Below are 26,320 nucleotides of genomic sequence, written 5' to 3' on the forward strand. Positions count from 1 at the left end.
ACCATTCCGGGGCGCGCCCCGGAAGACCGGTCAAGCCGGCAAACTGGGGAAGATTAAACGGCACATTTGGCGAGTATTGTTCCGGTATCGATATGTACTCCCATACTTGGTAGGTGCGCGGACCTCGACTGCCGGTTAAAACTGCGGGGGCCCCGCTTGAATTTCAATTCGACCCTAGCTGACAGGGCAAGTCCGAGACATTCCCTAGTACTGGCGCTGCTGTGCGCCGAACGTCTGATGGAGGAAACATGATGCTTCGAGAGTGTAGCTCCAACTCGTTATCCGTTTTCGAAAACCTCGAGTCGAACGTGCGCTCATATTCGCGATCATTTCCTGTTGTGTTCAGGAAGAGCGCAGGAGCCATTCTCGAGGACGAGGATGGTTGTGAGTTTATCGATTTTCTCGCCGGCGCAGGCGTCCTTAACTACGGTCACAACGACCCCTGTTTGCTAAACAATGCTGTGCAATACTTGAAGGCGAACGGAATCATCCAGGGGCTGGATATGGCCACGACAGCAAAAAGGGAGTTTATAGAGTCTTTTGAGGAAACAATATTGTGCCCACGTGGTCTGACGTACAAATTTCAGTTCACCGGTCCCACCGGCGCCAATGCGGTCGAAGCTGCTTTGAAACTCGCGAGGAAGGTTACTGGGCGGCACAGTATAATTTCATTCACGAACGGATATCACGGAGTGAGTTTGGGCGCGCTTGCGGTAACAGGCAATAGATACTTTCGAGATGCAGCAGGTCTGCCGTCAGGCGGCGCAGTATTTATGCCTTACGACGGGTACTGGGGAGCCGATAAGGATACTTCGGAATATCTGGAAAAAGTGCTTGCGGATGCAAGTAGTGGTGTCGACTTGCCGGCAGCCATAATTCTGGAGACCGTTCAGGCCGACGGAGGCATCAATCCTGCGAGCAAGGGGTGGCTGCAATCGGTCGAGCGGCTCTGCAGGAACAACGGCATCCTCCTGATTGTCGATGACATTCAGGCAGGTTGCGGACGAACGGGCAATTTCTTCAGTTTTGAATTTGCGGATTTATCCCCAGACATCATTCTCCTGTCTAAATCCCTCAGTGGGAGTGGACTGCCGCTGTCCCTTTTGCTTCTCAAACCGGAACTAGACGTTTGGCGACCGGGCGAACACAGTGCGACCTTCAGAGGCAATAACCTTGCGTTCGTAACGGCGACTGCTGCATTACGAAAATATTGGACGAATGAAGAACTCTCTGGGCGCGTCACAGAAACAGGACGCGTCATGAGCGAGCGTCTTCGGCAGATTGCCCAAAAGAACCAAGATCACTGCTTTTCCGTGCGCGGCAGGGGCATGATGCTGGGGCTCGATTGCGGTAAAGGAGACCTAGCCCACAAAATCGTCCACAAAGCCTTTGAAGATGGGCTTGTTGTAGAGCGATGCGGCGCCGAGGACCAGGTAGTCAAGCTTCTTCCTCCGCTGACGATTGACTGGGAGACGCTTCAACGTGGTCTGGATATTTTCGAGACGTCTGTCCACGCGAGTGCCTGAAGCAGTTAGTCCTATCCGCATGAGCCCGCGACCATTCCGGGGCGCAACCACGCACTTGAGACGATCCGCACCTATGGCGAGCGTCTCCGTAACAGCTGATGGCATGGCTCGGCCTGATGGCGGCCGTGCATTCCAGCGGCAACAGGATCAAGCGCGCAGAGATCACACGAAAGCCGGGCTGGCACCGCACGAGCTCGCGGGCGACGTGGCAACGCCCTCGAAATGTCGCCGCACGCTGCGACTTGCCCGAGCGGCGATGGGGCAACCTGAGACGAAGGAGCCGATCTTTGCACGAACTCGGTATCACCCAACGGACGCTTTGCCGCTTCGTTAGCCCGAAAGGCCACCTAAGAGCCGATGGAAATGACCAGAGACCAGCCGGTAAGGCTGTAGTAGGACGAGTAGACGAGCGGTACGCTGAGAACGAGCAGCATGATCGCCGCAGCTGGTCGCGTAGACCAGACCACCGTGCGGACGCGACGGCGGCGGCGAACCGCCACCCCGTGGAACTGTTGGAGAGATCGTCATCAGGTAAACTACCGGCGAATTTGCCATTGTAAGAGAAGGGGCAGACGGGGAGGAACGCCTGCCCCTCCCGGGAGCGCGACTTCAACTTTTGAGATAGCCGCGGCGCGGCATGAAGGACTCGACCTTGCGCTGATGATCGCTGGCTCCCTGTTCCGGCGTCTTGATCTTCGCCACCGCCGCATTCACCTCATCATAAATCATGATGTGGATCTGCTCGGCTTCCTTGATCGGCGGATATTCGGCGACGTCGGCCTGCAGGCTGGTAAGCACCGCAGATCAGTTCGGAGCCTGCTTGATCACCCTCCGGATCTTGACCGCAGAAATGCGGGCCGGGGCCCGCCAGACAGACCCGTGCGGCGAACGATGTCGGGTGATGGAAGCCACGCAACATGTAGCTTGGCTACATGTTTGGCGCGGGAAGCGTCGTTCACACCCATGGCCCCACCCAACAGGGAAGCCTGCGGGATCGGAGACCACGCAAGTTTGTCGGAAACCTGAGACGTTCGCGGGTTGAGCAGATCGCCGAATGCCGCGGGCCACATCCTCGATTGCGCCGACTGACCCGTTGATAGGCTGTTGAACATCTCCGGGAAATCCCAGGTCAGATTGCCCGGCTGGTAAGATCGAGGATTGGAACCAGCCACTTCTAATTGAAGGTACTGCCGGTGTGGCGTTTTGGCACGCGCCAATGTGTTGACGTTTGCCTTCGCAGGGCAGGCTGATCCCCTGCCTTCTGGCGACCTCCCGTGTCGAATGGCTTGCGTTGCTTCTCAAGCGCGAGGCGACCCACGCGCGGCTGGAAGCGCGGCGCCACTGCTACAACTTCCCCCCTCATCAACTGAGTACCTTGGCTGCTCGCATCCTGACGCCCCAGATCACACCCTCGCCGGCCCGCGATTGAGTTATATGGTGCGTTTTTACTTTTTTAACTTTTTATCAGCCGTAGAGTTCTTTATTGGGCTGACGCGCGGCTAAAAGCGCCGCTCGTTAGTGTCACGGCATACAGCGGTAAGGCTAAGGAAGGCTGGTCGGGTTGGACGAGCAGTTCGATGCCGCAAGACGGGCCCGTTTTCAAACCACGGCAGTGGCCCAAGCTGGATGCTCGCGAATTAATGTGCAGGAACGCTCAGCGAATCCGAGGGGGGAAGATGAACTTAGACGAAGCGGACAATATCGTTCGCACTGCCCGCCGAGCAATGCGACTGGGCCGGATCGGCTTCTCGGTACAGCAAGTGAATTGCATCAATAACCACCACGAGGTGATATATTCTGAATGTCTGGCGAGACTCCTAAATCTTGACGGTGATGTGATCACCGCCGGCGAATTTTTGCCCGCGCTAGAAGCATCGGGCTATGCGCCTGAATTGGACCGCTGCATCTTGAGCTTAGCCTTCGAATGGTTGTCGAAGAGTGCATCCGGGTCGCTCGGATGCAACGTTTCATCCTTGAACTTCTCCAACACAGAAAACCGTGCGATGCTCTATGATCACCTTCATCGAAATCGATCGTTTGCACCGCGACTGGTCTTGGAGATTACTGAGAGCGCCCCGAGTTTCGGCGCTGCGGAGTTTATTCGAGATATTCGGAAGTTAGGTTATAGGGTTGCTATTGATGATTTCGGGACTGGGTTTTCGACCCCGGAAGCTATTTTTTCGATGGCCGTGGACATCGTCAAGATCGACGCTTTTTTTGTACAGCTGAACAGGCGTCTGGGCGCTGACCGCGTGTTGCACCATATGGTAGGGTTGGCCTCGTGCGCGGCACCGACCATTGTCGTCGAAGGGATCGAGACTTACGAACAGCTTACCTTGGCAAAAGCGGCTGGTGCCACCCACGTCCAGGGTTATCTGCTGTCTGAGCCTACGTTGTGTCCGGTCTTTCGGGGATTGGCACATCCCGGCGCTCCAGGTAGCGCAGCCGCAGGTGGGTTGCAGGTGCCCGGCTTCACCAAGCGTTCGGCTTGACAATCCTCTTCCTAACGGCCCAGCACTTACGACGGAGGCTGCTATTTAGTTGTACGAACGATGAGAGCTTCCGAACTCCGGCAGCCTGGACGAACGAAGTCGTTGTGCAGCCCGGACGATCAAACTCATCAGCACCTCCTCCGCTGACGTTAGTGGAATGCAACTTGAATAAATTCTAGTTAGAACCGATGCGAACTGGATTGCTCCGATTTGGATCGACAGCCCCGCGGTTCCTATTGATGCGTGATGCGGCCTTGAAGCACAGGACGTGACCACATTTGACTCCGCTAAAATGGCGGCTGAGTAATCAGGAGCGAACGGGGGGATTCTCGTCTGCTCCCTACTATTCTCTGGAACATACGAATCGCCGAGGAGACTCGAACCTGGGGGAGTATCTTGAGTTGGATCTGGATTGTCCGCTCGCCTCGACCGACTCGGCATACGGCTGGCCCCTGCGGCTTCGTCGCAGGGGCCTTGTTCACTCATCAGGCATATCTGATGAGTTTCCAGGTCACAGCCTTACCGCTGTAGGGAGGCATACGGTTTCCCTTTGCGATAGGAGCCGTGGTTCTCGGCGAGCCGACGACCTCCCAATTTCCACTCTCTGGGCAAATTTCGCCTGTTCGTGCCGTCGTTCCAATGGGCTTTTTCATTGCACTTACTCCCGCGACTGGTTGATGAAACTGCCTTTAGGAGTAAAATCCAATGCTCTGTTGACTTGGTAAAACTCCGGAAGGCCGATCAGTCTGACCGCGTCGCGAGCCAACCAGACCAATCGAGAGGCGGGGCCGTCGGCACGGTCTCGCCTTTTCATTGTGAGCAGGTCCCTGTCAGAAAGGCTGCCGTTCTCGGGCGAGCAGTTTTCCTGTCGCCATCAGAATTGCGGGCGCCCCCAGTGCTCCAATTCGAAATTTCTCCCGACGGAACGGGCAACGGTCACAATTCGCTGTAGCGGTATCCAAAACCACGGACAGTTTGAATGCAGGCCCCACTTTCCTCGCTGAGGTGCTTTAGCTTCTTTCGCAACCGGCTGACATAAACATCGAGGGTCTTGTCATAGGCATCGAATTCGCGAAAGAAGACGTTCTTGTATAGGAAAGACTTCGAGCAATTTCGGTTTCTGTTTTTGTAGAGCGCTTCAATGATGCGTGCTTCCGCATCCGTTACCAGCATTTCACTCCCACTGCATACCAACACTCTTCTTTGAAGGTCGCAGATTACGTGGCCCAAAGACACCAAGTCCTTTCGTTGCTGTGCCGGCCGTTCGGACCTGTGCGCCACCAGCCTCCTCATTCGCGCGTGCAATTCCCGAATGTGCAACGGCTTCATGATGTAATCGTCTGCTCCGAGATCAATTGCATCGGCACGACTGTCACCGGTTCCCGCCTCGGAAATCAGAATAAGCGGAACATTCGTGTTGCACCGAATTGCTCGCAAAATTTCGATCCCGTTACCATCTGGCAGATTTACGTCGACAACTATCCCGTCAAAGTAATCGATCTCACGGCTGTGTACGATGTGCGCAGCCTGCTTGTAGGTCGACAGAAGCCGAAGGCGATCGGAGGAGACCGGCCATTTTAGGCGAATAGTTTCGGCCTCCAGCGGGTCGTCTTCAATAACAAGTACATCCATGAGCCAAGTCACCTCGATCTGTAGTAGCCACCCCCGGACGATGCCTCTTTCACATTTGGGGCAACCTGCGACTGGTATGACTCTTGAGGCCGCGGTAGTGCTGAAGCCGATTTATCTACAGACATCTAATTTCTGGCCTCACCTGTGATTGCCGCAGAGTTGGATCCCATTGAACAAATAGTGCGATATCTCCCGATGTGCCTCGCCACCTGGGCACCGGTCGCCGGGAGTGGAGACATGCGGCAGAGTAAGAATAGCCGGTAGCGCCGCACGCCGCTTTCGCCATACTGCACCAAGCGAAAAGCTGTCATATGCCGATGGCCTCATAAGCGTCTGCGATCTGCCGGATAGAGGCGACATAAGCTGCGGTTCTGTAGTCGCCGAGTTCCGGTTGCTTCTCCAGCAGATGGCCAATGCGTGCCCAGGTGCTGCGCATGACGTCTTCGAGGCCGGAGCGAACGAGGTCGATCTCCGCGCCGCCCTCCAGGAACTCGTCGCGGATGTCAGCCGGGAACTCCTTGCCGGTCATTCGTTCGAGGACAGCCGCAATCGTCTGGTTGCGCCGTTCGCGCCGCCGCCGCTCCATCAGCCCGAACGGAATGTGCGTCAGGTTCTTGACCCACTCGAAGTAGCTGACGACGACACCGCCGGCATTGACATAGAGGTCGGGAAGGATGGTGACGGCACGGGAGCGCAGGATCTTGTCCGCCTCGAAGGTCACAGGACCATTAGCCGCCTCGACGACCAGGTGTGCCTTGATGCGTTCAGCGTTGTCGGCATGAATGGCATTTTCCATGGCCGCCGGAATGAGAACTTCGCAGCGCTGTTCAATGCCGGTCATGTCACCGGCAAAGGACTTAGCGCCTTCAAATCCGAGAACGCTGCCGGTGCGAATCTGATGCTGCTTGAGCGCCTCGATGGGAAGGCCTTCGGGATTGGCGACATAACCATCACGTTCAGCAACAATGGTGACGCGTGCGCCATCCTCTTCGGACAAGAATTTGGCAGCGTGATAGCCGACATTGCCGAAGCCCTGAACGATGACCGATGCGCCTTTGAGATCGCGGCGGCCGTCTAGACCTTGCGTACGAGAATCGCGAAGATAGCTCTGGATGGCGAACTGCACGCCCCTGCCGGTGGCCTCCGTCCGCCCGGCAATGCCGCCCTTCGACAAGGGTTTACCGGTGACGCAAGCGCGCGCGTTGACGACATCGGTCGGATTGGCGCGGCGGAACTCGTCCATCATCCAGGCCATTTCGCGCTCGCCCGTGCCGATATCCGGAGCCGGAACGTTGACGCCCGGACCGATCAGGCCGCGCTTGTTGAGTTCCTGGGTAAAGCGGCGGGTGATGCGCTCGAGTTCCTGCGGCGTCCACTCGCGCGGATCGATCTTCAGCGCCCCCTTGGAGCCGCCGAAGGGAACGTCCACGAGCGAGCACTTCAGCGTCATCAATGCAGCGAGCGCCTCGACCTCCTCGGCGTCGGCCTTGGAGGCATAACGAATGCCACCTTTGACCGGTTCGCAGTGTTCACTATGAACCGAGCGCCAGCCGATGAAGCTGTACATGCGGCCGCGCAGGCGCACTCCGAAGCGGACCGTGTAGGTCGAGTTGCACTGGATGATCCGTTCTGCCAGTCCTTCCGGCAGATCCAGGAAGGACATGGCATGGCGGAAGTTCTGGTCGACGCTCTCCAGAAAGCCTGCGGAACCGACCTGCATCACGCACCTCTCACGGCTTGAGAAGCGCCGCTTCGAGAGTAGCGTTTGCCGATCTGCAACGGCGACTGTGATCTTGCATGCACTTCTTGCTTCCTCCTAAGGCTATCGATGAGGCGCCGACCACCGACCGTGGCATGGCCGGGGTCTCATAGCTGGTCAACTTGACGAATCCGATGATCGGCATTGCGCGCGAGCAGCGCGTAGATCAGCGTGAACAGGCGACGCGCTGTGTCCTTGTCGATGCTGACTTTGGTTGAAAGACGCTCTCTCAATAGCTCGGCCGCTTCGTTGTGGATGCCACGGCGGCCCATGTCGATCGCCTGCAGCCGCTCTGGCCCTGGCCGGCACATGGCGTCGTAATAGCTTTCGCAGACGCGGGTGTAATCCTTGAACAGTCGGCGGAACGGCGTGAGCGACAGATAGTGGCTGACGACATGCCCCCCGTTGTCGTCCGCTATATGCAGTGCCAATCGCCCGTCCGCGGTCTTGATTTTGAGACGATAGGGGCCGCCGTCATGGCCGTGCGGCGTGAAGGTGTTGGATTCCAGAAGGTCGATGATCGCGAGCGCCTGTTCACGTTCGACGCGAGCATCTCGTGTCCTGAAGGAGCAGTCGAGTGCAACATCGCAGAGACGATACTCGGCGCCAGTCATCACACTCCCCCTCCCTCACACCGCGTCTACGCACATCGCGATGCCCATCCCGCCGCCGATGCAGAGCGTGGCAAGACCCTTCTTCGCTCCCCGGCGCTTCATCTCGAACAGCAGCGTGTTGAGCACGCGGGCGCCGGAAGCGCCGATCGGGTGGCCGATGGCGATCGCGCCACCGTTGACGTTGACGATCTCGGGGTTCCAGCCGAGGTCCTTGTTGACGGCGCAGGCCTGCGCTGCGAAGGCTTCGTTGGCTTCGACGAGGTCGAGATCGCCGAACGACCAGCCGGCCTTTTCGAGCGCCTTGCGTGAGGCCGGGATCGGGCCCGTGCCCATGATATGTGGGTCGACACCGGCGGTTGCCCAGGAGACGATGCGGGCGAGCGGCGCGATGCCGCGGCGGACTGCTTCTCCTTCGCTCATCAAAAGTGTTGCGGCCGCGCCGTCATTGATGCCGGATGCGTTTCCTGCAGTTACCGTACCCTCCTTGTCGAAGGCCGGGCGGAGCTTCGTCATGCTGTCGAGGCTGGCGCCGTGACGGATATATTCGTCCTGGTCGACCACGACATCACCCTTGCGGGACTTGACGGTGAAGGGAACGATCTCATCAGCAAAGCGGCCGTCTTTCTGGGCCGCCTCCGCCTTGTTCTGCGAGGCAAGCGCAAACTGATCCTGCTCCTCGCGGGTCAGCTGGTACTGGCGAGCGATGTTCTCGGCGGTGATGCCCATGTGGTAGCCATGGAAGGCGTCGGTCAGACCGTCCTTGATCATGGTGTCGATCATCTTCATGTCGCCCATCTTGATGCCGTTGCGTAGATGCGCGCAGTGCGGCGCCATCGACATCGACTCCTGACCGCCGGCGACAATGATCCTGGCATCGCCTGTGACGATCTGCTGCAGTCCGAGCGCGACGGCACGAAGACCGGAGCCGCAGAGCTGGTTGATACCCCAGGCGGTGGCTTCCTGCGGGATGCCAGCCTTCATCGCTGCCTGGCGCGCCGGGTTCTGGCCCTCGCCGGCGGGCAGAACCTGGCCGAGGATGACCTCGTCGACTTCACCAGCTTCGACGCCCGCGCGCTCGAGCACGCCCTTGATGACGGCAGCACCGAGCTCATGCGCCGGCGTATTGGCAAACGCACCATTGAACGAACCGACCGCGGTACGTGCGGCGCTGGCGATAACGATGGATGGGGTGCTCATGACGGCTCCTCCGCTGGTTGATGATCCAATCGACGTTGGGCTCTGCCCGGCAGGCTCCGGGATCAGTTGATTATCGTCGCGTCCGTCGCGGCGCGCAGTTCGCTATCCGTCACGCCATCGGCGAGTTCCACCAGCTTCAGGCCGCCATCGACGACGTCGAGAACGCCAAGATTGGTGATGATCCGGTCAACAACGCCTTCGCCGGTGAGTGGAAGCGTGCAAGTCTTCAGCACTTTCGACTCGCCCAGCTTGTTGGTGTGATCCATGACGACGACCACCCGCTTGACCCCGGCCACCAGGTCCATGGCGCCACCCATGCCCTTGACCAGCTTGCCGGGAATCATCCAGTTGGCGAGATCGCCGTTCTCGGCGACTTCCATGGCGCCGAGGATCGCCATGGCGATCTTGCCGCCGCGGATCATCGCAAAGCTTTGCGCCGAGTCGAAGAAGGCCGAATGCGGCAGCGCCGTTACCGTCTGCTTGCCGGCATTGATCAGGTCGGCATCGATCGCGTCCTCGGTCGGGAACGGACCGATGCCGAGCAACCCGTTCTCCGACTGCAGCGTCACATGGACGCCGTCCGGGATATAATTAGCGACCAGCGTCGGGATGCCGATGCCGAGATTGACGTAGGTGCCGTCTTCAAGTTCGCGTGCAGCCCGTGCTGCCATCTGGTTCCTGTCCCAGGCCATCTCTTCCCTACCTTCAAACCGCTGCGCGCGTTGTGCGCTGTTCGATGCGTTTTTCGTGCTCGCCCTGGATCAGGCGGTGCACGTAGATCCCGGCCAGGTGGATTTGGTCCGGATCAAGGCTGCCGACAGGCACGATCTGCTCGGCTTCGGCGACGCAGATCTTGCCGCAGGTGGCGGCTGGAGGGTTGAAGTTGCGGGCCGTCTTGCGGAAGACCAGATTGCCCGTCGTATCCGCCTTCCAAGCCTTGACGATCGAGAGGTCGGCGACAATGCCGGTCTCGAGCACATAGGTCTCGCCGTTGAAGACCTTGTGCTCCTTGCCCTCGGCGACGACGGTGCTGACTCCGGTCTTGGTAAAGAACCCGGCGATGCCTGCACCGCCTGCCCGCATGCGCTCGGCGAGCGTACCTTGCGGGTTGAACTCGAGTTCCAGTTCACCGCTCAGATACTGCCGCATGAACTCGGCGTTCTCGCCGACATAGGACGAGATCATCTTCCTGATCTGCCTGGTCTTCAGCAGCACGCCGAGACCGAAATCGTCCACCCCGCAATTGTTCGACGCGATCGTCAGGTCCTTAGTTCCGGCGTCACGGATCGCAGCGATCAGCAGTTCCGGGATACCGCAGAGGCCAAATCCACCAGCCGCGATAAACATTCCGTCGAACAGCAAGCCATCAAGGGCTGCCTGCGGGCTTTCGTAAATCTTATTCATAGTCTCCCTCGAGTTCTGCCAGAGGCGTCCGGCACTCGCCCCTGCATGTTGTCCGGCGGATCAGGTCACCCCAATATGGGTGTCACCCGCGATTGATGCAGACGACCTTCGGCTGAGTCATGTCCTCGTAGGCGAAGCGGACGCCTTCGCGCCCCATGCTGCCGTATTTGAAGCCGCCGAACGGCATGGCGTCGAAGCGATAGTCAGAGGAGTCGTTGATCATCACCCCGCCGGCCTCGATCCGGCTGGCTGCGTCTAGCGCGACATTGAGATCGCTGGTGAAGATGCCGGCATGCAGGCTGTAGTCCGGAGCGTTGGCCATCTCGATCGCTTCGTCAAGCGTATCGAAATGCGCCAGCATGACCACGGGTGCAAACACTTCCTCATGCCACAGCCGGCAGCTCAGAGGCGTACCTTCGAGAACGGTCGGGTGATACAGAGACCCCTCGCGACAGTTACCGCAAAGCAGCCTCGCGCCGGCTTTGATGGCTTCGTTGACCGCGGCTTCGGTGCGTTCCGCGACTTGGGCAGAGATCATTGGCCCGACGTCGGTGTCCTCCCGCAGGGGATCACTGGCCTTGAGCTTCTGTGTTGCCCCGACAAAGGCATCACGGAAGCGGTCGTAAAGCTCGGCCTGGATCAGGATGCGCTGCGCACCGATGCAGTTTTGGCCCGCCGCCCAGAAGGCACCGGAGACGCAACCCTCGACCGCCTTCTCGAAGTCGCAATCATTCATGACGATTACGGGCGCATTGCCGCCGAGCTCCATGGCGAGCTTCTTCAGGCCGGCCGCGCGGCTGATTGCTTCGCCCGTGGCAAAACCGCCGGTGAACGACACCATCCGCACCTCGCGGGCAGAGATCATGGCAGTCACCAGTTCTCGGTCGCCGTGAACGACCGTAAGGACCTCCTGAGGCAACCCGGCTTCACGCAGCGCTTCGACGAGCTTGATCGCAGAGAACGGTGTCAGGTTGGAGGGCTTTAGCAACACCGCATTGCCGCCGGCGACGGCAGGGCCGAGCTTGTGAGCCACCAGGTTCAGCGGGTCGTTGTAGGGGGTAATCGCGGTGATGATGCCGAGCGGTTCGCGGGTGAACCAGCCCTGGCGCTGTTCCGAGCCGGTATAGGCATCGAAGGGCACGATCTCGCCGGCATTGCGCTTTGCTTCCTCGGCCGACAGCTTCAGCGTGTTGATGCAGCGAAACACCTCTTTGCGCGCCTGGACGATCGTCTTACCGGCTTCGCGAACAATGGTCTCGGCAAAAGCGTCGCGACGGCCTTCGACAATCCGCGCGGCACCTTCCAGGACGCTCGCCCGTTTGTGCCTGGGCAGATTGCGCGAGATTTCGGCGCCGCGGCGAGCGGTTGCCAGCAGTTGATCGATCTCCGCAGGATCGGTCGACTCGACCGATCCAAGCAGCGACCCATCATAGGGGTTATGAACAGAGATCGGCGCCAGGTTGGTCTTGATGTGGAGTTTGGCGGCAGTCATGTGGCCAGTTCCCTATTCCTGATGGACCTCCCGTCGAGAGGTCGCGATTATCCGCAAGGCAAAAGTGGTCCCCCTGCCCCGTTCCGACTTCATTCAGTGGTTTCATGACAAGCCATGGCGGCCGGCCCCCAGGCCTTAAGTATCGATCAGAGCTTCTGGCGGTCGCGAACCAGCTCATCGATGACCGAGCGAACGGCCTTCTCGGCAATCGAGACGATCTCGTCGACTTCGTCCTTGGTGGTGACAAGTGGTGGGGCAAAGCCGAGGATGTCACCATGCGGCATGGCGCGGGCAATCAGGCCGCGGTCACGGGCAGCCTTGGAAATGCGGGCACCGACCTTGAGCGACGGATCGAAGCGCTTCTTGTTCTCGCGGTCACCGACGAACTCGATGGCGCCCATCAGGCCGACACCGCGCACTTCACCAACGATCGGCAGCTGGGCAAACTTCTCCTTAAGCTGTGCCTGGAAATAGGCGCCAACCTCGCGGGCATTGCCCGGCAGGTTCTCCTTCTCGACGATGTCGAGCACCGCATTGGCCGCGGCCGCGCCGATCGGATGGCCGGAATAGGTGTAGCCGTGCGAGAAGGCGCCGACACGATCGGCACCCTCTTCCAGAACCTTGTAGACCTTCTCGCCGACGATCGCGGCGGAGAGCGGGAAGTAGGCCGAGGTCAGGCCCTTGGCGACGGTGATCAGGTCGGGCTCGATGCCGTAGTGCTGCGAGCCGAACATGGAGCCGGTACGGCCGAAGCCGGTGATCACTTCATCAGCAATCAGCAGCACGTCGTGCTTTTTCAGCACCGCCTGGATCGCTTCCCAGTAACCTTCCGGCGGCGGCGTGATGCCGCCGGTGCCGAGCACAGGCTCGGCGATGAAAGCGCCAACGTTGCCGGGGCCGAGCGTTTCGATCATCTCGTCGAGCTCAGCGGCGCGGCGGGCGGAGAATTCCCGCTCCGTCTCGCCAGGGTTCGCACCCCAGTAGTGGTGCGGAACGCCGGCATGGACGACCTGCGGCAGCGGCAGATCCATATGACCGTGGTAGAAGCTCATGCCGGTCATCGAGCCGGAGACGACGCTGCAGCCGTGGTAGCCGCGCTCTCGCGAGATGATCTTCTTCTTCGTCGGCTTGCCACGCAGGTTGTTGTAGTACCAGACGAGCTTGGCCTGGGTCTCGTTGGCGTCCGAACCGGACATGCCGTAGAACACCTTGCTCATTTTGCCGGGCGCCATCTTCACCAGTCGGTCCGACAGAATCGCAAGCTCGTCCGTCGTGTGCGCCGCATAGGAGTGGTAATAGGCGAGACGATAGGCCTGGCGGGAGATCGCCTCGGCAACCTCGGTGCGGCCATAGCCGACATTGACGCAGTAGAGGCCGGCAAAGCCGTCGATCAGCTGGTTGCCGTGCGCATCCTGGATGCGGATACCCTTGCCCGTGTCGACGATCGTCGGCTCACCAAGCTTGCCGGTGGCGAAGTCCTTCAGCTGCGTGAAAGGGTGCAGGACCGTGTTGCGGTCCTTTTCACTGATGTCTTTTATGTTGATGGTCATTACCATTCCTTCCAGTGCCGGATTTTCCGCTGGTTTCTAGCTTCTGAGTTGGACGCAGGTTAGCCAAAGACTTTGCAGCAGTACTGAAAGTGGCTCAGACGAGACGGTTCTTTGCCTGAGGAACTGAATTTCGAACCACATGCTGCTGCGAAGACCGCCTTAGCTTCAACCAGGAACGTTCGGGACCAACTTCGTACGGGCGGGGGCTCTGAAGCCTTGACTTGATTAGCTCTTGAGGACACGCCGATATGTTTTTGTTTATCCATAATCTTTCACCGGACTAGTTGGCACCAAGACACTAGCGAGCGTCACCTCGAAAAAGCATTTCTCGAACGGTCACTGGTTGGCAGTAAACTCCTCAAAGACAATCGCAACGAAACGGATAATTCACAACGCGCTCGTGTTTTGCACGGTGGTCTATTCGTTATGCGTGTTGCTTGTGCTTGCAATTGAGGATGGCTTAAGCTGGTGTCTGATCATCTCGACCGCCTTCCTGTCGCGCGACCTCGAAACCGCCGATACGATCTCCCGGGCAGAAAGCGCAGTAATCTGCAGGACCCACGCCGTTCGTAAGCTTTCGACGAGGAATCCGCGTCGAAACGTCTTGGCACTATAACCGAACCCGGACGCGCAGAAGCAAGTTAACAGCGTCGCGGAGCTTAATGTTCGCGACGCGCCTTCGGAAGGCCGGCTAAATGCCGATGGCCTCATAAGCGTCTGCGATCTGCCGGATAGAGGCGACATAAGCTGCGGTTCTGTAGTCGCCGAGTTCCGGTTGCTTCTCCAGCAGATGGCCAATGCGTGCCCAGGTGCTGCGCATGACGTCTTCGAGGCCGGAGCGAACGAGGTCGATCTCCCCGCCGCCCTCCAGGAACTCGTCGCGGATGGGCGGTCAACACACATGTTGACGAGAGCGCCTTACTGGGTCGCCTCATCTAACTAGTCTCAATAGAGCTGATCGCTCGAACTTTGTTGTCGGGGCAACAATATTTGAAACAGACGCTGCGGCGAGTAACGAGTGTTATTCCTTTGAGTTAAAATTTTATGCTCACTCGAGAGGGCTTAGGAGAGCCGAGTTGCTCAGAGAATCCAGGTTTGAATTCACCCGCGCTGGCGGGCAAATCCTTAGCATAGAACGCCTCGCCATCAACGCTCGGGAGGCGGCCCATCAAATCGTAGAAGGTAACGACTAAGCAGCGCCAATTCCGCATGACGCCCTCGACGACGCGCGAGCGCCTACTCGCGTATCATGGCGCGCTTTGGCACCCCCCTTCGCATGTCATCGACGTCACACTCCTTTTATCGTGCACTATCAGGACCGTCGAATAACAAAATCCCCGGGTGCATAACCATCCCACAAGGGCCAAACTAACTGATTGGCTTACATTAAAGTAGCTGCAGGTGAGGACACGATCGTCGCACCTGCTTTGTACAAGCGGTCCAATCATAGCGGCTCATAAACATGACTTTAACTCAAGACGTCGCCACCAAGGTCACTGATCTGACCTATGATGCACTTCCGGAGCATGTTTGTGACAAAGCAAAGCTTCTTGTCCTGGACCTCGTTGGCTGCATGATCGCGGGGAGCCGAACGCGCGGCGCCGTGCAGTTGATGCCGCACCTGACCACTACGGATTCCGGCGGTTGTTGCACGGTATTCGGCACATCGTTGCGGTTCCATCCCGGTAATGCCGCCCACGCTAACGCCAATAGCGCCAGCATGCTCACTCTTGACGACTCCTATGTGCTTTTTGGTCACCCGGGTTCTTCGGTGATTCCGGCCGCTCTTGCAGTCGCCGAAGAGATTGATGCCTCGGGCAAGGACCTGCTTGCGGCGATCGTTGGCGGCTACGAAATGTCACTGCGCCTGGGTGCCGCCATCAGGCCCAGTGAAAAGCGCGACCGCGAAGTCAAGGGTCTCGGGACTTGGCAAATTTATGGCGCCTGCACCGCGGCGGGCCTTTTGCATCGATTCAATGCTGAGCAAATGGCCGATGCCTATGGCCTTGTTCCGATGCATGCTCCGTTGCCGTTCCTGCGCAAGTTCCACTCGAGGCCCATGAGCCTTTTAAAGAACAATTATGGTTGGGCGAACAAAGGCGCGATCATGGCGGTAGATCTCGTGCGCACTGGCTTTCACGGCAACCGTACCATCTTTGACGGCGATGACGGATTTTGGGTGATGGCCGGTTCTGACCGCTTTGACCCCGATGGGATGCTTGACCGATGGGGTGAGCGCTATTTCACCCTCGAGACCGGGTTTAGAGCCTTTGGCGTGTGTCGGTGGATACACACCTCGATCGACGCGCTTCGTTCGATATTGGCGCGCCAAACCTTCACCCGCGATGACATCGTTTCCATTCGAGTCGAAACCGTTTCTGAGTTTGTCCGCGACTTCAACGGGCCATGGCCGGAGTCCACGATCGAGGCCGCGTTTCACATCCCCTATGCGCTCGCCCTGGAGCTGCATGACAAGTCCTCCTCCAGTGGGCTCCGGGAGGAAGACCTTGCAGATGAGGAATTAAAGAAAACTGCAGCGAAGATTAGCCTCTCTAGCGACGCCTCCGCCGACGAAAAGTTTTACGCGAAGAAGCTCTTGCCGGCTCGCGTCACCGTCGCTCTCAAGAATGGCGCCACCCATTCCGCTGAGGCAGAGATTCCGACCGGCGCCCCTGGTGGGCCTGCGTTCGGTCAAGCGGAGATCGAAGCCAAGTTTCTTTCTCTGGCAACACCGCACATAGGCGAAGCCAACGCAAAGCGTCTGATGGGAGACCTCCTTCAGTTGGAGGCTCTCTCCGTGCGCAAAGCACTGCAATTCTGCGTCGTGGCGTGATGGCCTGCATGAGCGACGTACCCCCACTTCGAAAACTAGTCCAACACATTAGGATCAGGTAAAAATGTCAATTCAAAGCACCCAGCCCAAGCCCGCTCAGAAGGAATCTTCGGGAGGCGCCTTCTACGCCGGTCGCGGCGTTAGCAAAACGCCGATGATTACCCACGCCAAAGGTATTTTCTTCTGGGATACGGAAGGCAAGCGCTATCTCGACGGTTCTTCGGGCGCGGTTGCCGCGAATATCGGCCACGGGAACGAGCGTGTGCGTGATGCAATGCTGGAGCAGGCCAGCCGCTTCAGCTATGTGGTCCGCACAGCTTTCACCAGCGAGTCGACCGAAAAGCTTTGCAAGATGATAGCGGATCTCGCGGGGCCAGGCTTCGATCAGACTTTTCTGGTTTCGGGCGGCTCCGAGGCCATCGAGGCTACTCTCAAGCTCGCGCGCCAATACGCGGTCGTTTCGGGCCAACCAAAGCGGTCGAAAATTCTTGCGCGAATGCCAGGCTATCATGGTTCCACGATGGGCGCGGCAGCGGTTACGGGGGATCCTGACCGCGACGAGATGTTTGGGCCGATAATGCGGATAATGCCAAAGGTCCCTGCGCCGTTGAGCTACCGCCTCCCTGAGGGTTTCGACGTCGACTCCTATGCTGACTACTGCGCCAACGAACTTGAGCGACTAATTCTTGCGGAAGGTGAGGACACTGTCTTGGCCTTCATCATGGAGCCGGTCGGTGGCGTCGCAACCGGTGCCCTGGTGGCTCCGGATCATTACTATAAAAAGGTCCGGGAGATCTGCAATCGCTACGGTGTTCTATTGATCTTCGATGAGGTGATGTGCGGCGCAGGCCGAACGGGCACCTTCTTGGCTGCCCATCACTGGCCCGATGCGCTTCCGGACCTCGTTGCCTGCGCCAAGGGACTGAGCGCAGGTTACACGCCACTTGGCGCGATGATCGCACCTAACTGGATCGTCGACAAGGTTGTTGAATCCGGCGGCTTCCTGCACGGACACACATACTCCGGCAATCCCCTTTCATCAGCGATTGGAGTCGCGGTCCTCACGGAGTTGGTGAATCAAGATTTGATGAAGAATGCGGAGCGGATGGGAGTCCTCCTACGGCAACGGCTAAACGCGCTGAAGGATCGCACCGAGACCATTGGAGACGTGCGGGGCATGGGATTGCTGAATGCGGTAGAGATTGTCAGGGACAAAGCCAGCAAGGAAGTCTTTCCTGCCTCTAGCCAAGCGTCCTATCGCGTTTCAGCGATCGCCCGCGATCTGGGCCTGCACATCTACGGGCGGCGCGCCGCGGGGGGGAAGTTCGGTGAATGGTTCATGGCAGCTCCTCCGCTCATCATCACCGAACAAGAAATTGAGCTGTTCACGGACCTGCTCACAGAGACATTCCGTATCTTTGAAGGTGAGATTCGATGAGTCGTGTTCGAATCTCTTCTGATTTGAGTGAACCGGAACAGGCCGGATCCAACACAAGCGCGAGACCTGCTCTTGAGACGCACTACGGGATTGGCGGTATGACGCTGGGCAAAGACCTCATAGAGGAAGCGACGGCATGGCGGCAGCAGTTCCACCGTCATCCGGAGCTTCTCTTTGACGTGGTCCACACCGCTGCTCGTGTCACCGACCTCTTACGCAGCTTTGGATGCGACGAGGTAATAACCGGCATCGGCAAAACCGGAGTGGTTGCGGTAGTCCGGGGCGGGAACGCGCCGGCGAGCCGGACTATCGGTATTCGGGCGGATATGGATGCGTTGCCCATCCTTGAGGCGACCGGACTTCCATATGCCTCGAGCGTAGCCGGCAAGATGCACGCTTGCGGTCACGACGGGCATATGGCGATTCTCTTGGGAGCGGTAAAACACCTCGCTGAAAGCCGAGCATTCTCTGGAACCCTGGTCGCCATCTTTCAGCCAGCAGAGGAGGGCGGTGCTGGCGCGAAGATCATGTCGGACGATGGTCTGTTCGACCGATTTGGTATCGAAGAGGTATATGCTCTTCACAATATGCCTGGAATGGAGGTTGGGACCTTCGCCTTGTCCGACGGTGTATTGCTTGCTGCTTCCGATCGATTCGACCTAAAAATCGCCGGCTGTGGCGGCCATGCCGCGCGTCCCCACGAAGCCATTGATCCGATTCCGGTGGCGAATCATATTGTTAGCGCACTACAGACGATCGTGTCGCGGAACGTGAATCCACTTGATCCCGCGGTCCTCTCGGTGACCTCCATTCATGCAGGGGACGCCTACAATGTTATTCCTTCAGAGGTTACGCTGAGAGGCTCCGTCCGAACGTTGTCCGACGTAAACCGTGATAACGTCGAGGCCCGAGTAGGCGCGTTGGTTACATCGATAGCCGAAGCATTTGGCGCAAGCGCCGAGCTCGACTACCGCCGCGGCTACCCGCCGACCATAAATCACGCCACCCAGGCTCGCACCCTGGGGGATGCAGCAACACGTGTCGTGGGAATTCCCGGCGTTCAACGGGACGCCCCACCGATCATGGCGGCAGAAGATTTCTCCTACATGCTGCAAGCGAGACCCGGCGCCTTCATCTTCATGGGCAACGGTATGACAGCCCCATTGCACCACCCCATGTATGACTTTAACGATGATGCACTGCCCTATGGTATCGCGCTGTGGATCAGCCTGATGACAGAAAATAAAATTGCCCCCCACCCAAACAGCAATCTTCTTCCCAGCAGAGAGGCGGCAGCTTCTCCGGGTTCATGAAGATGCCCTGCCGATCCGGCACGAAATGGATGCGTCGATAGCCGAAGCGGCGGCGCACAGACGCGACCTGCCTCGTAGCTGTGATCGGTGTTCTGGCGCGCGCATTGCCTTCTTCCGTTTGATCTTTGATCGGCTTTTCGTGGAGAAGCTAAAGGAAGTTTCCCCATCGCAATGCATTGGAGCTTTCACATCGCGGAGGCCGATCGTAAGAGTCACCGGCACTGCGTGGACGAAGTGAGGGCGCAAATTATTTCGGAGAGCCCGCGGTGTGGCGTGACCGTCAACGAAGTGGCGTGGAGCGGTATGGCTGGCAGTCGCAAAACTCCTGAATGGATAAAGATTAGAGAGCTCTCATAACGCACCGCCAGTTGTAAGGCAGACGTATCATGAAGATACTTGCTTACAGACTGGGAGCTTTACTCAGTCATCGGCAGGCGCGAAGTACTCAAGTTGAGTGCGCAGCAGCTAGGCGATAGCGCTCGCTCAATCGAAGGAATGATGATCAGCATGAGCCGAAGAATTTTTGAAGGGCTGAAAGTATTGGATTTCACAAATAACGTAGCCGGTCCGGGCGCAAGCGCTCTGCTCGCTGACTACGGTGCAGAGGTAATCAAGATTGAGAGGCCGGTTTCCGGTGATGACACAAGAGGGTGGGCCTCAAACGTACTTGAAAACTACTCGTGGTACCCGTGGCTCAATCGCGGGAAAAAATCTGTAACTATTTCACTGACCGACCCGGACGGACTCGCGATTGTCAAAAAGATGGTTACCGATGCTGATGTCGTCCTTCAAGCATTCAGGCCCGGAGTTATGCGGAGATTCGGGCTGGACTATGAATCAGTGGCTACTGTTAACCCCAATGTTGTCTATTGCTCTATTTCTGCGTACGGGCAAACGGGCCCCAAAGCCTTAAAGCCGGGCTATGACCAGATTGCGCAAGCATACACCGGCTTGACGGATATGACCGGTGAGCCTGATGGACCCCCTACCAGGGTTCGTATTTCAATTCTCGACCACTCCACTGGCATTAACGCGTTTGGATCGATATGCGCCGCGCTTTACCACCGCGAAAGGACACGTGAAGGCCAGCATATCGACGTCTCACTTGTTGGCACCGCGTTCAGTATGAATGATGTTTTTGAAGAAGTTGCAGAAGCAACTGCTTTGGGGATCAGTATTAATGCGACAAGAGTCGGTCGATTTAGCTCCTATCCAGGCACCGGCACATATAGGGGGAAGGGAAACCAATATTGTGAAATCGCCGTCAATAATGAAAAACTCTGGGGATTGCTTTGCCAGGCTATGGACCGCGAGGACCTGATCACCGACCCGAGATCAGAGTCCTTGTTGTCAAGACTGAAGAACGCTCCTTTTCTCAATACCATCATCGAGGACTGGGTGGCGAGCTTTGAGGACATCAATGTCGCACTGGAGAAGCTGGATAAATTTGGTGTTCCCAACAGCAAGGTTAAGGCGGTCGCCGATCTCGTGACAGATGAACACCTCCTGGCCAGAGGTGCTATCACAGATATTCCTGCACCGACGAGTATGCAGGCGCGCGGAGTCGCGACGATAAGGGCACGGGGGCCCTGGCATGTTTTGTCCAAGACGCCTTTACAGATGAGGAAAGCTCCCGACCTTGGCGAACACAATGTCGAGGTTCTTATGCAATATGGCCTGAATGCGGAAGAAATCGGAAGGCTACAGGAAAAGTGGAATACGTCCAAATAAAGAGAGTCCTATGACTCGGCGGTCGTTATCTTACTTTAAAAATCGTTTAGCGGCGAGATCTAAACGTCTAGAAAAGATCGGAGTAATGGGCGCCGCAGCTTAAGAGGGAATACGCAATATGGTTTACACAAAATTGGCCGTTGAAACAGAAAATGGTTACGTCGTGGCTGCCATCAACCATCCGCCAGCTAATGCGCTGGGTCAAAAGGTCCTATTTGATTTGAACACTTTGCTGGATGAGTCTCTAGAAGATCCTGAAATCAGGGCTATTGTGCTTACTGGTACCGGAGAGAAGCTATTTTCTGCCGGAGCAGACATAACCGAATTTGACTCTGTTCAAGCCGGAGACAAACCTAACCAAATCAATCCTAAAATTGAAGGCAACGACGTCTTCTCAAAAATTGAAAACTACCCGAAACCGGTGATCGCAGCCATCCAGGGTAGCGCTTATGGTGGGGGCACCGAGATATCCCTAGCATGCCATTTTAGAATTTTGGCGGACACAGCCAAAGTTGCCCTCCCAGAGGTCAAATTGGGAATTATGCCCGGCTGGGGCGGTACCCAGCGCCTGCCCAGATTGATCGGTAAAACCAAAGCTTTAGAAATGATGTTGACCGGGGACCCATTGAGTTCAGCAGAAGCGTTTAGCTTCGGCTTAGTCAATAAGGTGGTTCCAGCCAGCCAAGTTCTGGCTGAGGCTAAGGCACTTGCTGCCAGGCTTGCCCAAGGGGCACCCGTTGCAATCAGAGGAATATTGAAGGCCGTGACGAAAGGGCTGGAGACCACCATCGACGAAGGTATTAAGATCGAAGATGCCGCAAGTGTAGTGGTTTCTGCCAGCGAGGATGCCAAGGAAGGTCCAAGAGCCTTCCTAGAGAAGAGAAAGGCCAACTTTCGGGGCATCTAAGTTCGAGAATTATTCGGTTCGAGGATGAAAACCCAAGCAGGCTGCCCCCCAGGTCGAAGACTTCGGCCGAAATTCATTTGATGACATTGCAAAACACCGGTTGCCGTAACGGGAATTCGGGTGAAGACAAACGAGGATAGTTCATGAAGGCGTTGCTAAGCAAAGCGGTCGGAGGGCCCCAGGCCCTAGTCTTGGAGGACGTGCCCAACCCAAAGGCCGCGCCCGGGCTTGCGGTGGTCGAAGTGAAGGCCGTGGGCGTCAACTACCCCGACGTGCTAGTCATTGAGGACAAATACCAGTTTAAGCCGCCGCGCCCCTTCTCGCCGGGCGGAGAGATCTCGGGCGTGGTAAAGGAAGTTGGCGAGGGTGTTGTTAATGTTAAGCCGGGTGACCGGGTATTGGGCACGTCCAACTTCGGCGGCATGGCCGAGGAGATGGCCATCGAGGCGGCAAACCTGGTCCGCATTCCAGTCACGATGCCTTTTGACGAGGCCGCGGCTTTTATCTACACCTACGGGGTCTCCCACTTCGCCCTGAAGCACCGCGGCCGCTTGAGGTCAGGCGAAAGCCTGCTCGTGCTCGGCGCGGCTGGTGGCGTCGGTCTGGCGGCAGTGGAGCTCGGTCGGGCCATGGGCGCGCGGGTAATTGCGGCTGCGTCATCTCAGGAGAAAGTGGACCTGGCACTGGCTCGGGGCGCCGAGTCGGGCCTTGTTTATCCACGTGGCCCTCTCGACCGCGATGCGCAGAAGGAGCTCTCCGCGCTCTTCAAGGCCGCCGCCCCAAATGGCGTGAACGTGGTATGCGACCCTGTAGGGGGGGACTACGCCGAGGCGGCGGTGCGCTCGATTGCCCGGGCGGGGCGCTACCTAGTGGTCGGCTTCGCCGCCGGAATTCCACGCATCCCTCTGAACCTGCCGCTGCTTAAGGGATGCGACATCCTCGGGGTCATCGACAACAATCGTGATCCGGCCGCGCACGAGCAAGACCTGAAAGAGCTTTTGGATCTGTATGCCGCCGGCAAGATCAAGCCGCACATCTCCGAGCGCTTTTCCCTTGCCCGCGGCGCCGACGCCATCGGCCATCTCGCCGCCCGCAAGGCCATGGGCAAAGTGGTCGTGGTGATTAGACCGTGAGCAGCGGTGCGACCCTGATTGGTGACTACAGGCCGTTTCGTGAACAGACACACGCCTTTCAGTTGTCGATCAGCGCACAATGTTGGATTCGGATGCTCGCGTGGCGCAGTTTTCTCCATGGTGCGTTGGCGTTGTCGCGTTACCGGGCATCGGGCCATCGGGCGCGCTGGGGCAAACTCGGTCACCTGACGGGCTCATGCAGCAACGCTGGCTGCAGACTTCCATGCCGACAGGGCCTTGAGGCGGGGGAGATAGGTGGCAAGAGCAGAGCGGCGGGAGTGGTGCGGGACAAAGACATTGCGGTCAGCCGAGAAGACACTGACCAACCGCTGCAGGCCTCCCGGCGGCCGTAAGCCCTGCATCACCCGCTCTCGTCGGCGCAGCGGCAGATGCGAATTCTCCACGCGATTGTTGAGGCCCTCGTGCGAGCGGCGTTCGATAGCTGGCATGACTTGGCGTCGAGCGGCGGAGCCGAGCTTATCCGGATCAACCGCCGGGGTGGGCACCCCTGGTTCTTCAACGGGCGCTTCAGCAAGCGCTTAGCCGCCGGCGTCACGGTGCGTCATCGAGCGCACAACGCGCTTCACGATGCTGTTGCATCTTCCGCGCCTCATGGGTCACGGGGACGCGCCGCTGCGAAGAACGGCCTGCGCGCGTCGGCCATGGTGCTGAGGCCGCGCGCAACGCGATCACGCGCACCATCATCACCTTGCCCGAAGAGCCGCCGATCGCTCACCTGAGATCAGGGAGCCGAGATGGCTCAGCATGCACGATTGAAGGTCGATGTTGGCGTCCAGGTCTACTTCTGCGATCGGCAAAGCCCGTGGCAGCGCGGCACCAACGAGAACACCCATGGACTGCTGCGTCAGTACTTGCCGAAAGGCACCAATCTGAGCGTACACAGCGCCGTCGAGGGCGCCGCCGTCAACGCCAAGCCGCGAAAGACGCTCGGCTGGAGAACGCCAGCCGAAGCCCTTGCGAGTGGCTGATGCATGTAAACAAATCCGTGTTGCGACGACCGCTTGCCCGCCGGCTGAAGCCGAGGAACGCTACTACGCCATGCTGTCGCCGAGCTCTTCAGCACCGAGTTGTGGGCGCCTATGGGGGCGGAGGAGGACGCCTATATCTCCGTTGACCATGGCGGCTTCAATGCGACCCTTCGTGATTATGCCCGCTTCGCGCTGCTGCTGCGCGGGGGAAAGCTAAACGGGAAGCAGATCGCTTCACGGGAATGGGTTAGAAGACGCGAACGGCCAACAACGATCTATTCGGGATATTCGGGCGCGCCAGACCTTACTTGCCGAAAGGCGCTTACCACAACAGTTCTGGATCGAGGATCGGGAGCGGCGCGCCTATGTGTGCTCCGGCCTAATGGGCCAGATCATCTATATCGACCCCGAGACTGACTTTGTTGCGGTGAAACTGTCGCACTGGCCAGATCATAACTGGGGTCGTACGATCGAGGCCCTGGCGGCCATTCACGCCATAAGGAATGCGTACATGGCCTGCTGAAGGGACTGTCACGTTAACTCGGGCATGAGCAAGCCCGTCAGGTACAAACGCCATCGCTTTCCGCCTGAGACCATCGCCCACGCGTCTGTTTGTACTCCCGATTTCCTCTGAGCCTTCGCCTCTGGAGGAGATGTTGCTCGAGCGCGGCATTCTCGTCTCCTATGACACGGTCCGCCGCTCCAGGCGTTGCCGGCGGCTTGCTTCCGGAGCCTGCGCCGTCGCTCCACCGCATGATGAAGGACTGCGCATATCGCAAAAGCCGGACAGGGATAAGGCGGACATTCGTTTCACCAAGATCCCATGGGGAGTGAACAGCGGCCGGCGCTTCTGGCAAAGTGAGGCTGCAATAACACTCACCTCATAGGAGACGCCGTCATGGAAGCTGGAACTTCCCAACCGCATACGCGGACCGCTATCCGCACCGATCTTGCCGCAATTTTCGTATCATTGGAACTCTCTCGCTCAACGTGGCTGATCATCTCGTTGCCGCCGGGAAACGGCGAGAAGATGTCGAAGCACGCGGTGGTTGGCGGCGATGTGAGGGCATTGCTGGATCGTTTTGCTCAGCTCCAGGAGAAGGTGCGATCTCGTACGGGCAATCAGGTTCCCTGAGCATTCAGGAAGCCGGACTCGACGGCTTCTGGATCGATCGTGTGCTGAAGGCGAACGGGATAGAAAGTTACGTCGTCGACCCAGCCTCGATAGCAACCTCGCGCAGGCGCCGGGGAGCGAAGACGGACAGATTGGATGGTGAGGCGCTGGTCCGAGCGCTGTTGGCTTTCAAGCGCGGAGAGCCACGGGTGTGTACTATGGTCAATGCACCACGCCCCGAGGAAGAAGATCGCCGTCGTATTTGCCGCGAGCGCAAGGTTCTGATCTCCGAGCGCATCAAACATGTCAATCGCATCAAAGGCCTGCTCTTCGGTCACGGCATCAGTGGATACGAACCGCTGCGCAAGAACCGGCGCAAGCAACTGGACCAGCTCCACACGGGGGACGGCCGTCCTTTGCCGCCCCACCTCAAAACTCAAATAAGCCGTGAACTTGATCGGCTCGAACTGTTGTTTGAGCAAATTACAGCGGTGGAGAACGAGCGCGATACGCTCCTGGCCGCGCCAAAGGACAGCGTAGTGGCAACAACGACCGCGGCTAGCCAAATTCGAAACCCTAGCCCAAGACACGTCATCTTCCAGGAGCGATCAGCCCTGGCGGATCCAGCGGGACGAACCGATCCGCGACATGGCTTCAAAAGCCGCTGCTAAGAATGGTCTCGTCCTCCTGAGCCTGCCGCATTCGGATTGCTGATGGCAACCCGCAACGCACCCTCGACAAGGGACAGCAGCACATGCCGGGCGAAGAGGCGTGGCTCCTAGGCGAGTGGCGCTCGAACGATGAACGCAAATATTATCTGTCCAATCTGCCGGCCGAGGCGACCTTGAAAGCGCTCGCGGGTGCCATCAAAGCGCGGTGGGTCTGCGAGCAGGCCCATCAGCAGATGAAGGAGGAACTCGGCCTCGATCACTTTGAAGGCCGATCATGGCAGGGCCTACACCGACACGCGATGATGACGATGATTGCCTATGCCTTTCTTCCCGTTCTTGTCCTTGAAGGTCAAAGCATCGATCTCAGCGCTCCTATCCTCGCGATCGAGTCGCGAGGGGCTAACACGCCCGCGCCAGACATTAACGGTCGCCCCAGTTCGCGCATATGTGACACCGACCACCGGATTTGTAGGAAATCGAGGAACGTGTTGTTTTCGAACTGGATGCGCTTGTCTTCAACTGGCG

General features: G+C 58.3%; 18 protein-coding genes and 6 pseudogenes. 12 read left to right on the plus strand and 12 right to left on the minus strand.

Annotated features, from left to right (window positions below; all coding sequences use genetic code 11):
- The first annotated feature begins 251 nt into the window (after nucleotides 1-251).
- A complete protein-coding gene (gene ectB / locus PYH37_RS30235) occupies nucleotides 252-1,526 on the plus strand; it encodes a diaminobutyrate--2-oxoglutarate transaminase (protein WP_280736640.1) in 1,275 nt (424 codons plus the stop codon).
- Between the two features lie 347 nt (nucleotides 1,527-1,873).
- Here ectB and PYH37_RS30240 read toward each other — a convergent pair whose 3' ends face one another.
- Both PYH37_RS30240 and PYH37_RS30245 read right to left on the minus strand, forming a co-directional pair.
- Nucleotides 1,874-2,026: a hypothetical protein gene (locus PYH37_RS30240; protein WP_280736304.1), complete on the minus strand. Its 153-nt coding sequence runs from the start codon at nucleotides 2,024-2,026 to the stop codon at nucleotides 1,874-1,876.
- Between the two features lie 109 nt (nucleotides 2,027-2,135).
- Nucleotides 2,136-2,324 (minus strand): hypothetical protein, encoded by a 189-nt coding sequence (locus tag PYH37_RS30245; protein WP_280736303.1) that lies wholly within the window; start codon nucleotides 2,322-2,324, stop codon nucleotides 2,136-2,138.
- An 878-nt stretch (nucleotides 2,325-3,202) separates the two neighbouring features.
- Here PYH37_RS30245 and PYH37_RS30250 point away from each other — a divergent pair.
- Complete coding sequence (locus tag PYH37_RS30250; RefSeq protein WP_280736302.1) at nucleotides 3,203-4,018, plus strand: EAL domain-containing protein; 816 nt, start codon at nucleotides 3,203-3,205, stop codon at nucleotides 4,016-4,018.
- 936 nt (nucleotides 4,019-4,954) lie between these two features.
- Here PYH37_RS30250 and PYH37_RS30255 read toward each other — a convergent pair.
- The 9 genes and pseudogenes from PYH37_RS30255 to PYH37_RS30295 all read right to left on the minus strand — a co-directional run.
- Nucleotides 4,955-5,650: a response regulator transcription factor gene (locus PYH37_RS30255; RefSeq protein ID WP_280736301.1), complete on the minus strand. Its 696-nt coding sequence runs from the start codon at nucleotides 5,648-5,650 to the stop codon at nucleotides 4,955-4,957.
- A gap of 307 nt (nucleotides 5,651-5,957) precedes the next feature.
- The gene (locus tag PYH37_RS30260; RefSeq protein ID WP_425336181.1) at nucleotides 5,958-7,370 is read right to left on the minus strand and encodes a Glu/Leu/Phe/Val family dehydrogenase; all 1,413 of its coding nucleotides are present in this window, start codon (nucleotides 7,368-7,370) and stop codon (nucleotides 5,958-5,960) included.
- A gap of 146 nt (nucleotides 7,371-7,516) precedes the next feature.
- Nucleotides 7,517-8,023, minus strand: a complete 507-nt coding sequence (locus PYH37_RS30265; RefSeq protein WP_280736300.1) for a UPF0262 family protein — start codon at nucleotides 8,021-8,023, stop codon at nucleotides 7,517-7,519.
- A gap of 15 nt (nucleotides 8,024-8,038) precedes the next feature.
- Nucleotides 8,039-9,220, minus strand: a complete 1,182-nt coding sequence (locus PYH37_RS30270; RefSeq protein WP_280736299.1) for an acetyl-CoA C-acetyltransferase — start codon at nucleotides 9,218-9,220, stop codon at nucleotides 8,039-8,041.
- A 62-nt stretch (nucleotides 9,221-9,282) separates the two neighbouring features.
- Nucleotides 9,283-9,912, minus strand: coding sequence for a 3-oxoacid CoA-transferase subunit B (locus PYH37_RS30275; RefSeq protein WP_280736298.1), 630 nt, complete (start codon nucleotides 9,910-9,912; stop codon nucleotides 9,283-9,285).
- A gap of 13 nt (nucleotides 9,913-9,925) precedes the next feature.
- Nucleotides 9,926-10,624, minus strand: a complete 699-nt coding sequence (locus tag PYH37_RS30280) for a CoA transferase subunit A (protein ID WP_280736297.1) — start codon at nucleotides 10,622-10,624, stop codon at nucleotides 9,926-9,928.
- Between the two features lie 82 nt (nucleotides 10,625-10,706).
- Entirely contained in the window at nucleotides 10,707-12,116 is a 1,410-nt protein-coding gene (locus PYH37_RS30285) for an aldehyde dehydrogenase family protein (RefSeq protein WP_280736296.1), read from the minus strand.
- Nucleotides 12,117-12,262: 146 nt separating this feature from the next.
- On the minus strand, nucleotides 12,263-13,666 hold the full coding sequence (locus tag PYH37_RS30290) for an aspartate aminotransferase family protein (RefSeq protein ID WP_280736295.1): 1,404 nt from the start codon (nucleotides 13,664-13,666) through the stop codon (nucleotides 12,263-12,265).
- Nucleotides 13,667-14,357: 691 nt separating this feature from the next.
- Nucleotides 14,358-14,552 (minus strand): annotated as a pseudogene (locus PYH37_RS30295) (glutamate dehydrogenase); the annotation flags it as partial.
- A gap of 576 nt (nucleotides 14,553-15,128) precedes the next feature.
- Here PYH37_RS30295 and PYH37_RS30300 point away from each other — a divergent pair.
- The 6 genes from PYH37_RS30300 (at nucleotide 15,129) to PYH37_RS30325 (ending at nucleotide 23,021) form a co-directional block, all read left to right on the plus strand.
- Nucleotides 15,129-16,499, plus strand: coding sequence for an MmgE/PrpD family protein (locus PYH37_RS30300; protein ID WP_280736294.1), 1,371 nt, complete (start codon nucleotides 15,129-15,131; stop codon nucleotides 16,497-16,499).
- Between the two features lie 154 nt (nucleotides 16,500-16,653).
- Nucleotides 16,654-17,937, plus strand: coding sequence for an aminotransferase family protein (locus PYH37_RS30305; protein WP_280736238.1), 1,284 nt, complete (start codon nucleotides 16,654-16,656; stop codon nucleotides 17,935-17,937).
- A gap of 98 nt (nucleotides 17,938-18,035) precedes the next feature.
- Nucleotides 18,036-19,250, plus strand: coding sequence for a M20 aminoacylase family protein (locus tag PYH37_RS30310; protein ID WP_280736293.1), 1,215 nt, complete (start codon nucleotides 18,036-18,038; stop codon nucleotides 19,248-19,250).
- 396 nt (nucleotides 19,251-19,646) lie between these two features.
- Nucleotides 19,647-20,981, plus strand: coding sequence for a CaiB/BaiF CoA transferase family protein (locus PYH37_RS30315; RefSeq protein WP_280736292.1), 1,335 nt, complete (start codon nucleotides 19,647-19,649; stop codon nucleotides 20,979-20,981).
- Between the two features lie 118 nt (nucleotides 20,982-21,099).
- On the plus strand, nucleotides 21,100-21,888 hold the full coding sequence (locus PYH37_RS30320) for an enoyl-CoA hydratase-related protein (RefSeq protein WP_280736291.1): 789 nt from the start codon (nucleotides 21,100-21,102) through the stop codon (nucleotides 21,886-21,888).
- A 143-nt stretch (nucleotides 21,889-22,031) separates the two neighbouring features.
- Nucleotides 22,032-23,021: an NADPH:quinone oxidoreductase family protein gene (locus tag PYH37_RS30325; RefSeq protein ID WP_280736290.1), complete on the plus strand. Its 990-nt coding sequence runs from the start codon at nucleotides 22,032-22,034 to the stop codon at nucleotides 23,019-23,021.
- Nucleotides 23,022-23,215: 194 nt separating this feature from the next.
- Here PYH37_RS30325 and PYH37_RS30330 read toward each other — a convergent pair.
- Nucleotides 23,216-23,583, minus strand: a pseudogene (locus PYH37_RS30330) (DDE-type integrase/transposase/recombinase); the annotation flags it as partial.
- A gap of 178 nt (nucleotides 23,584-23,761) precedes the next feature.
- Here PYH37_RS30330 and PYH37_RS30335 point away from each other — a divergent pair.
- The 4 pseudogenes from PYH37_RS30335 to PYH37_RS30345 all read left to right on the plus strand — a co-directional run.
- Nucleotides 23,762-23,998 (plus strand): annotated as a pseudogene (locus PYH37_RS30335) (IS30 family transposase); the annotation flags it as partial.
- A 559-nt stretch (nucleotides 23,999-24,557) separates the two neighbouring features.
- A pseudogene (locus PYH37_RS32610) lies at nucleotides 24,558-24,711 on the plus strand (IS6 family transposase); the annotation flags it as partial.
- Between the two features lie 197 nt (nucleotides 24,712-24,908).
- Nucleotides 24,909-25,693 (plus strand): annotated as a pseudogene (locus PYH37_RS30340) (IS110 family transposase); the annotation flags it as partial.
- A gap of 122 nt (nucleotides 25,694-25,815) precedes the next feature.
- Nucleotides 25,816-26,124 (plus strand): annotated as a pseudogene (locus tag PYH37_RS30345) (transposase); the annotation flags it as partial.
- Nucleotides 26,125-26,320 lie beyond the last annotated feature (196 nt).

The organism is Sinorhizobium numidicum (genome assembly GCF_029892045.1).
In the GTDB taxonomy this organism is placed as follows: Bacteria; Pseudomonadota; Alphaproteobacteria; order Rhizobiales; family Rhizobiaceae; genus Sinorhizobium; species Sinorhizobium numidicum.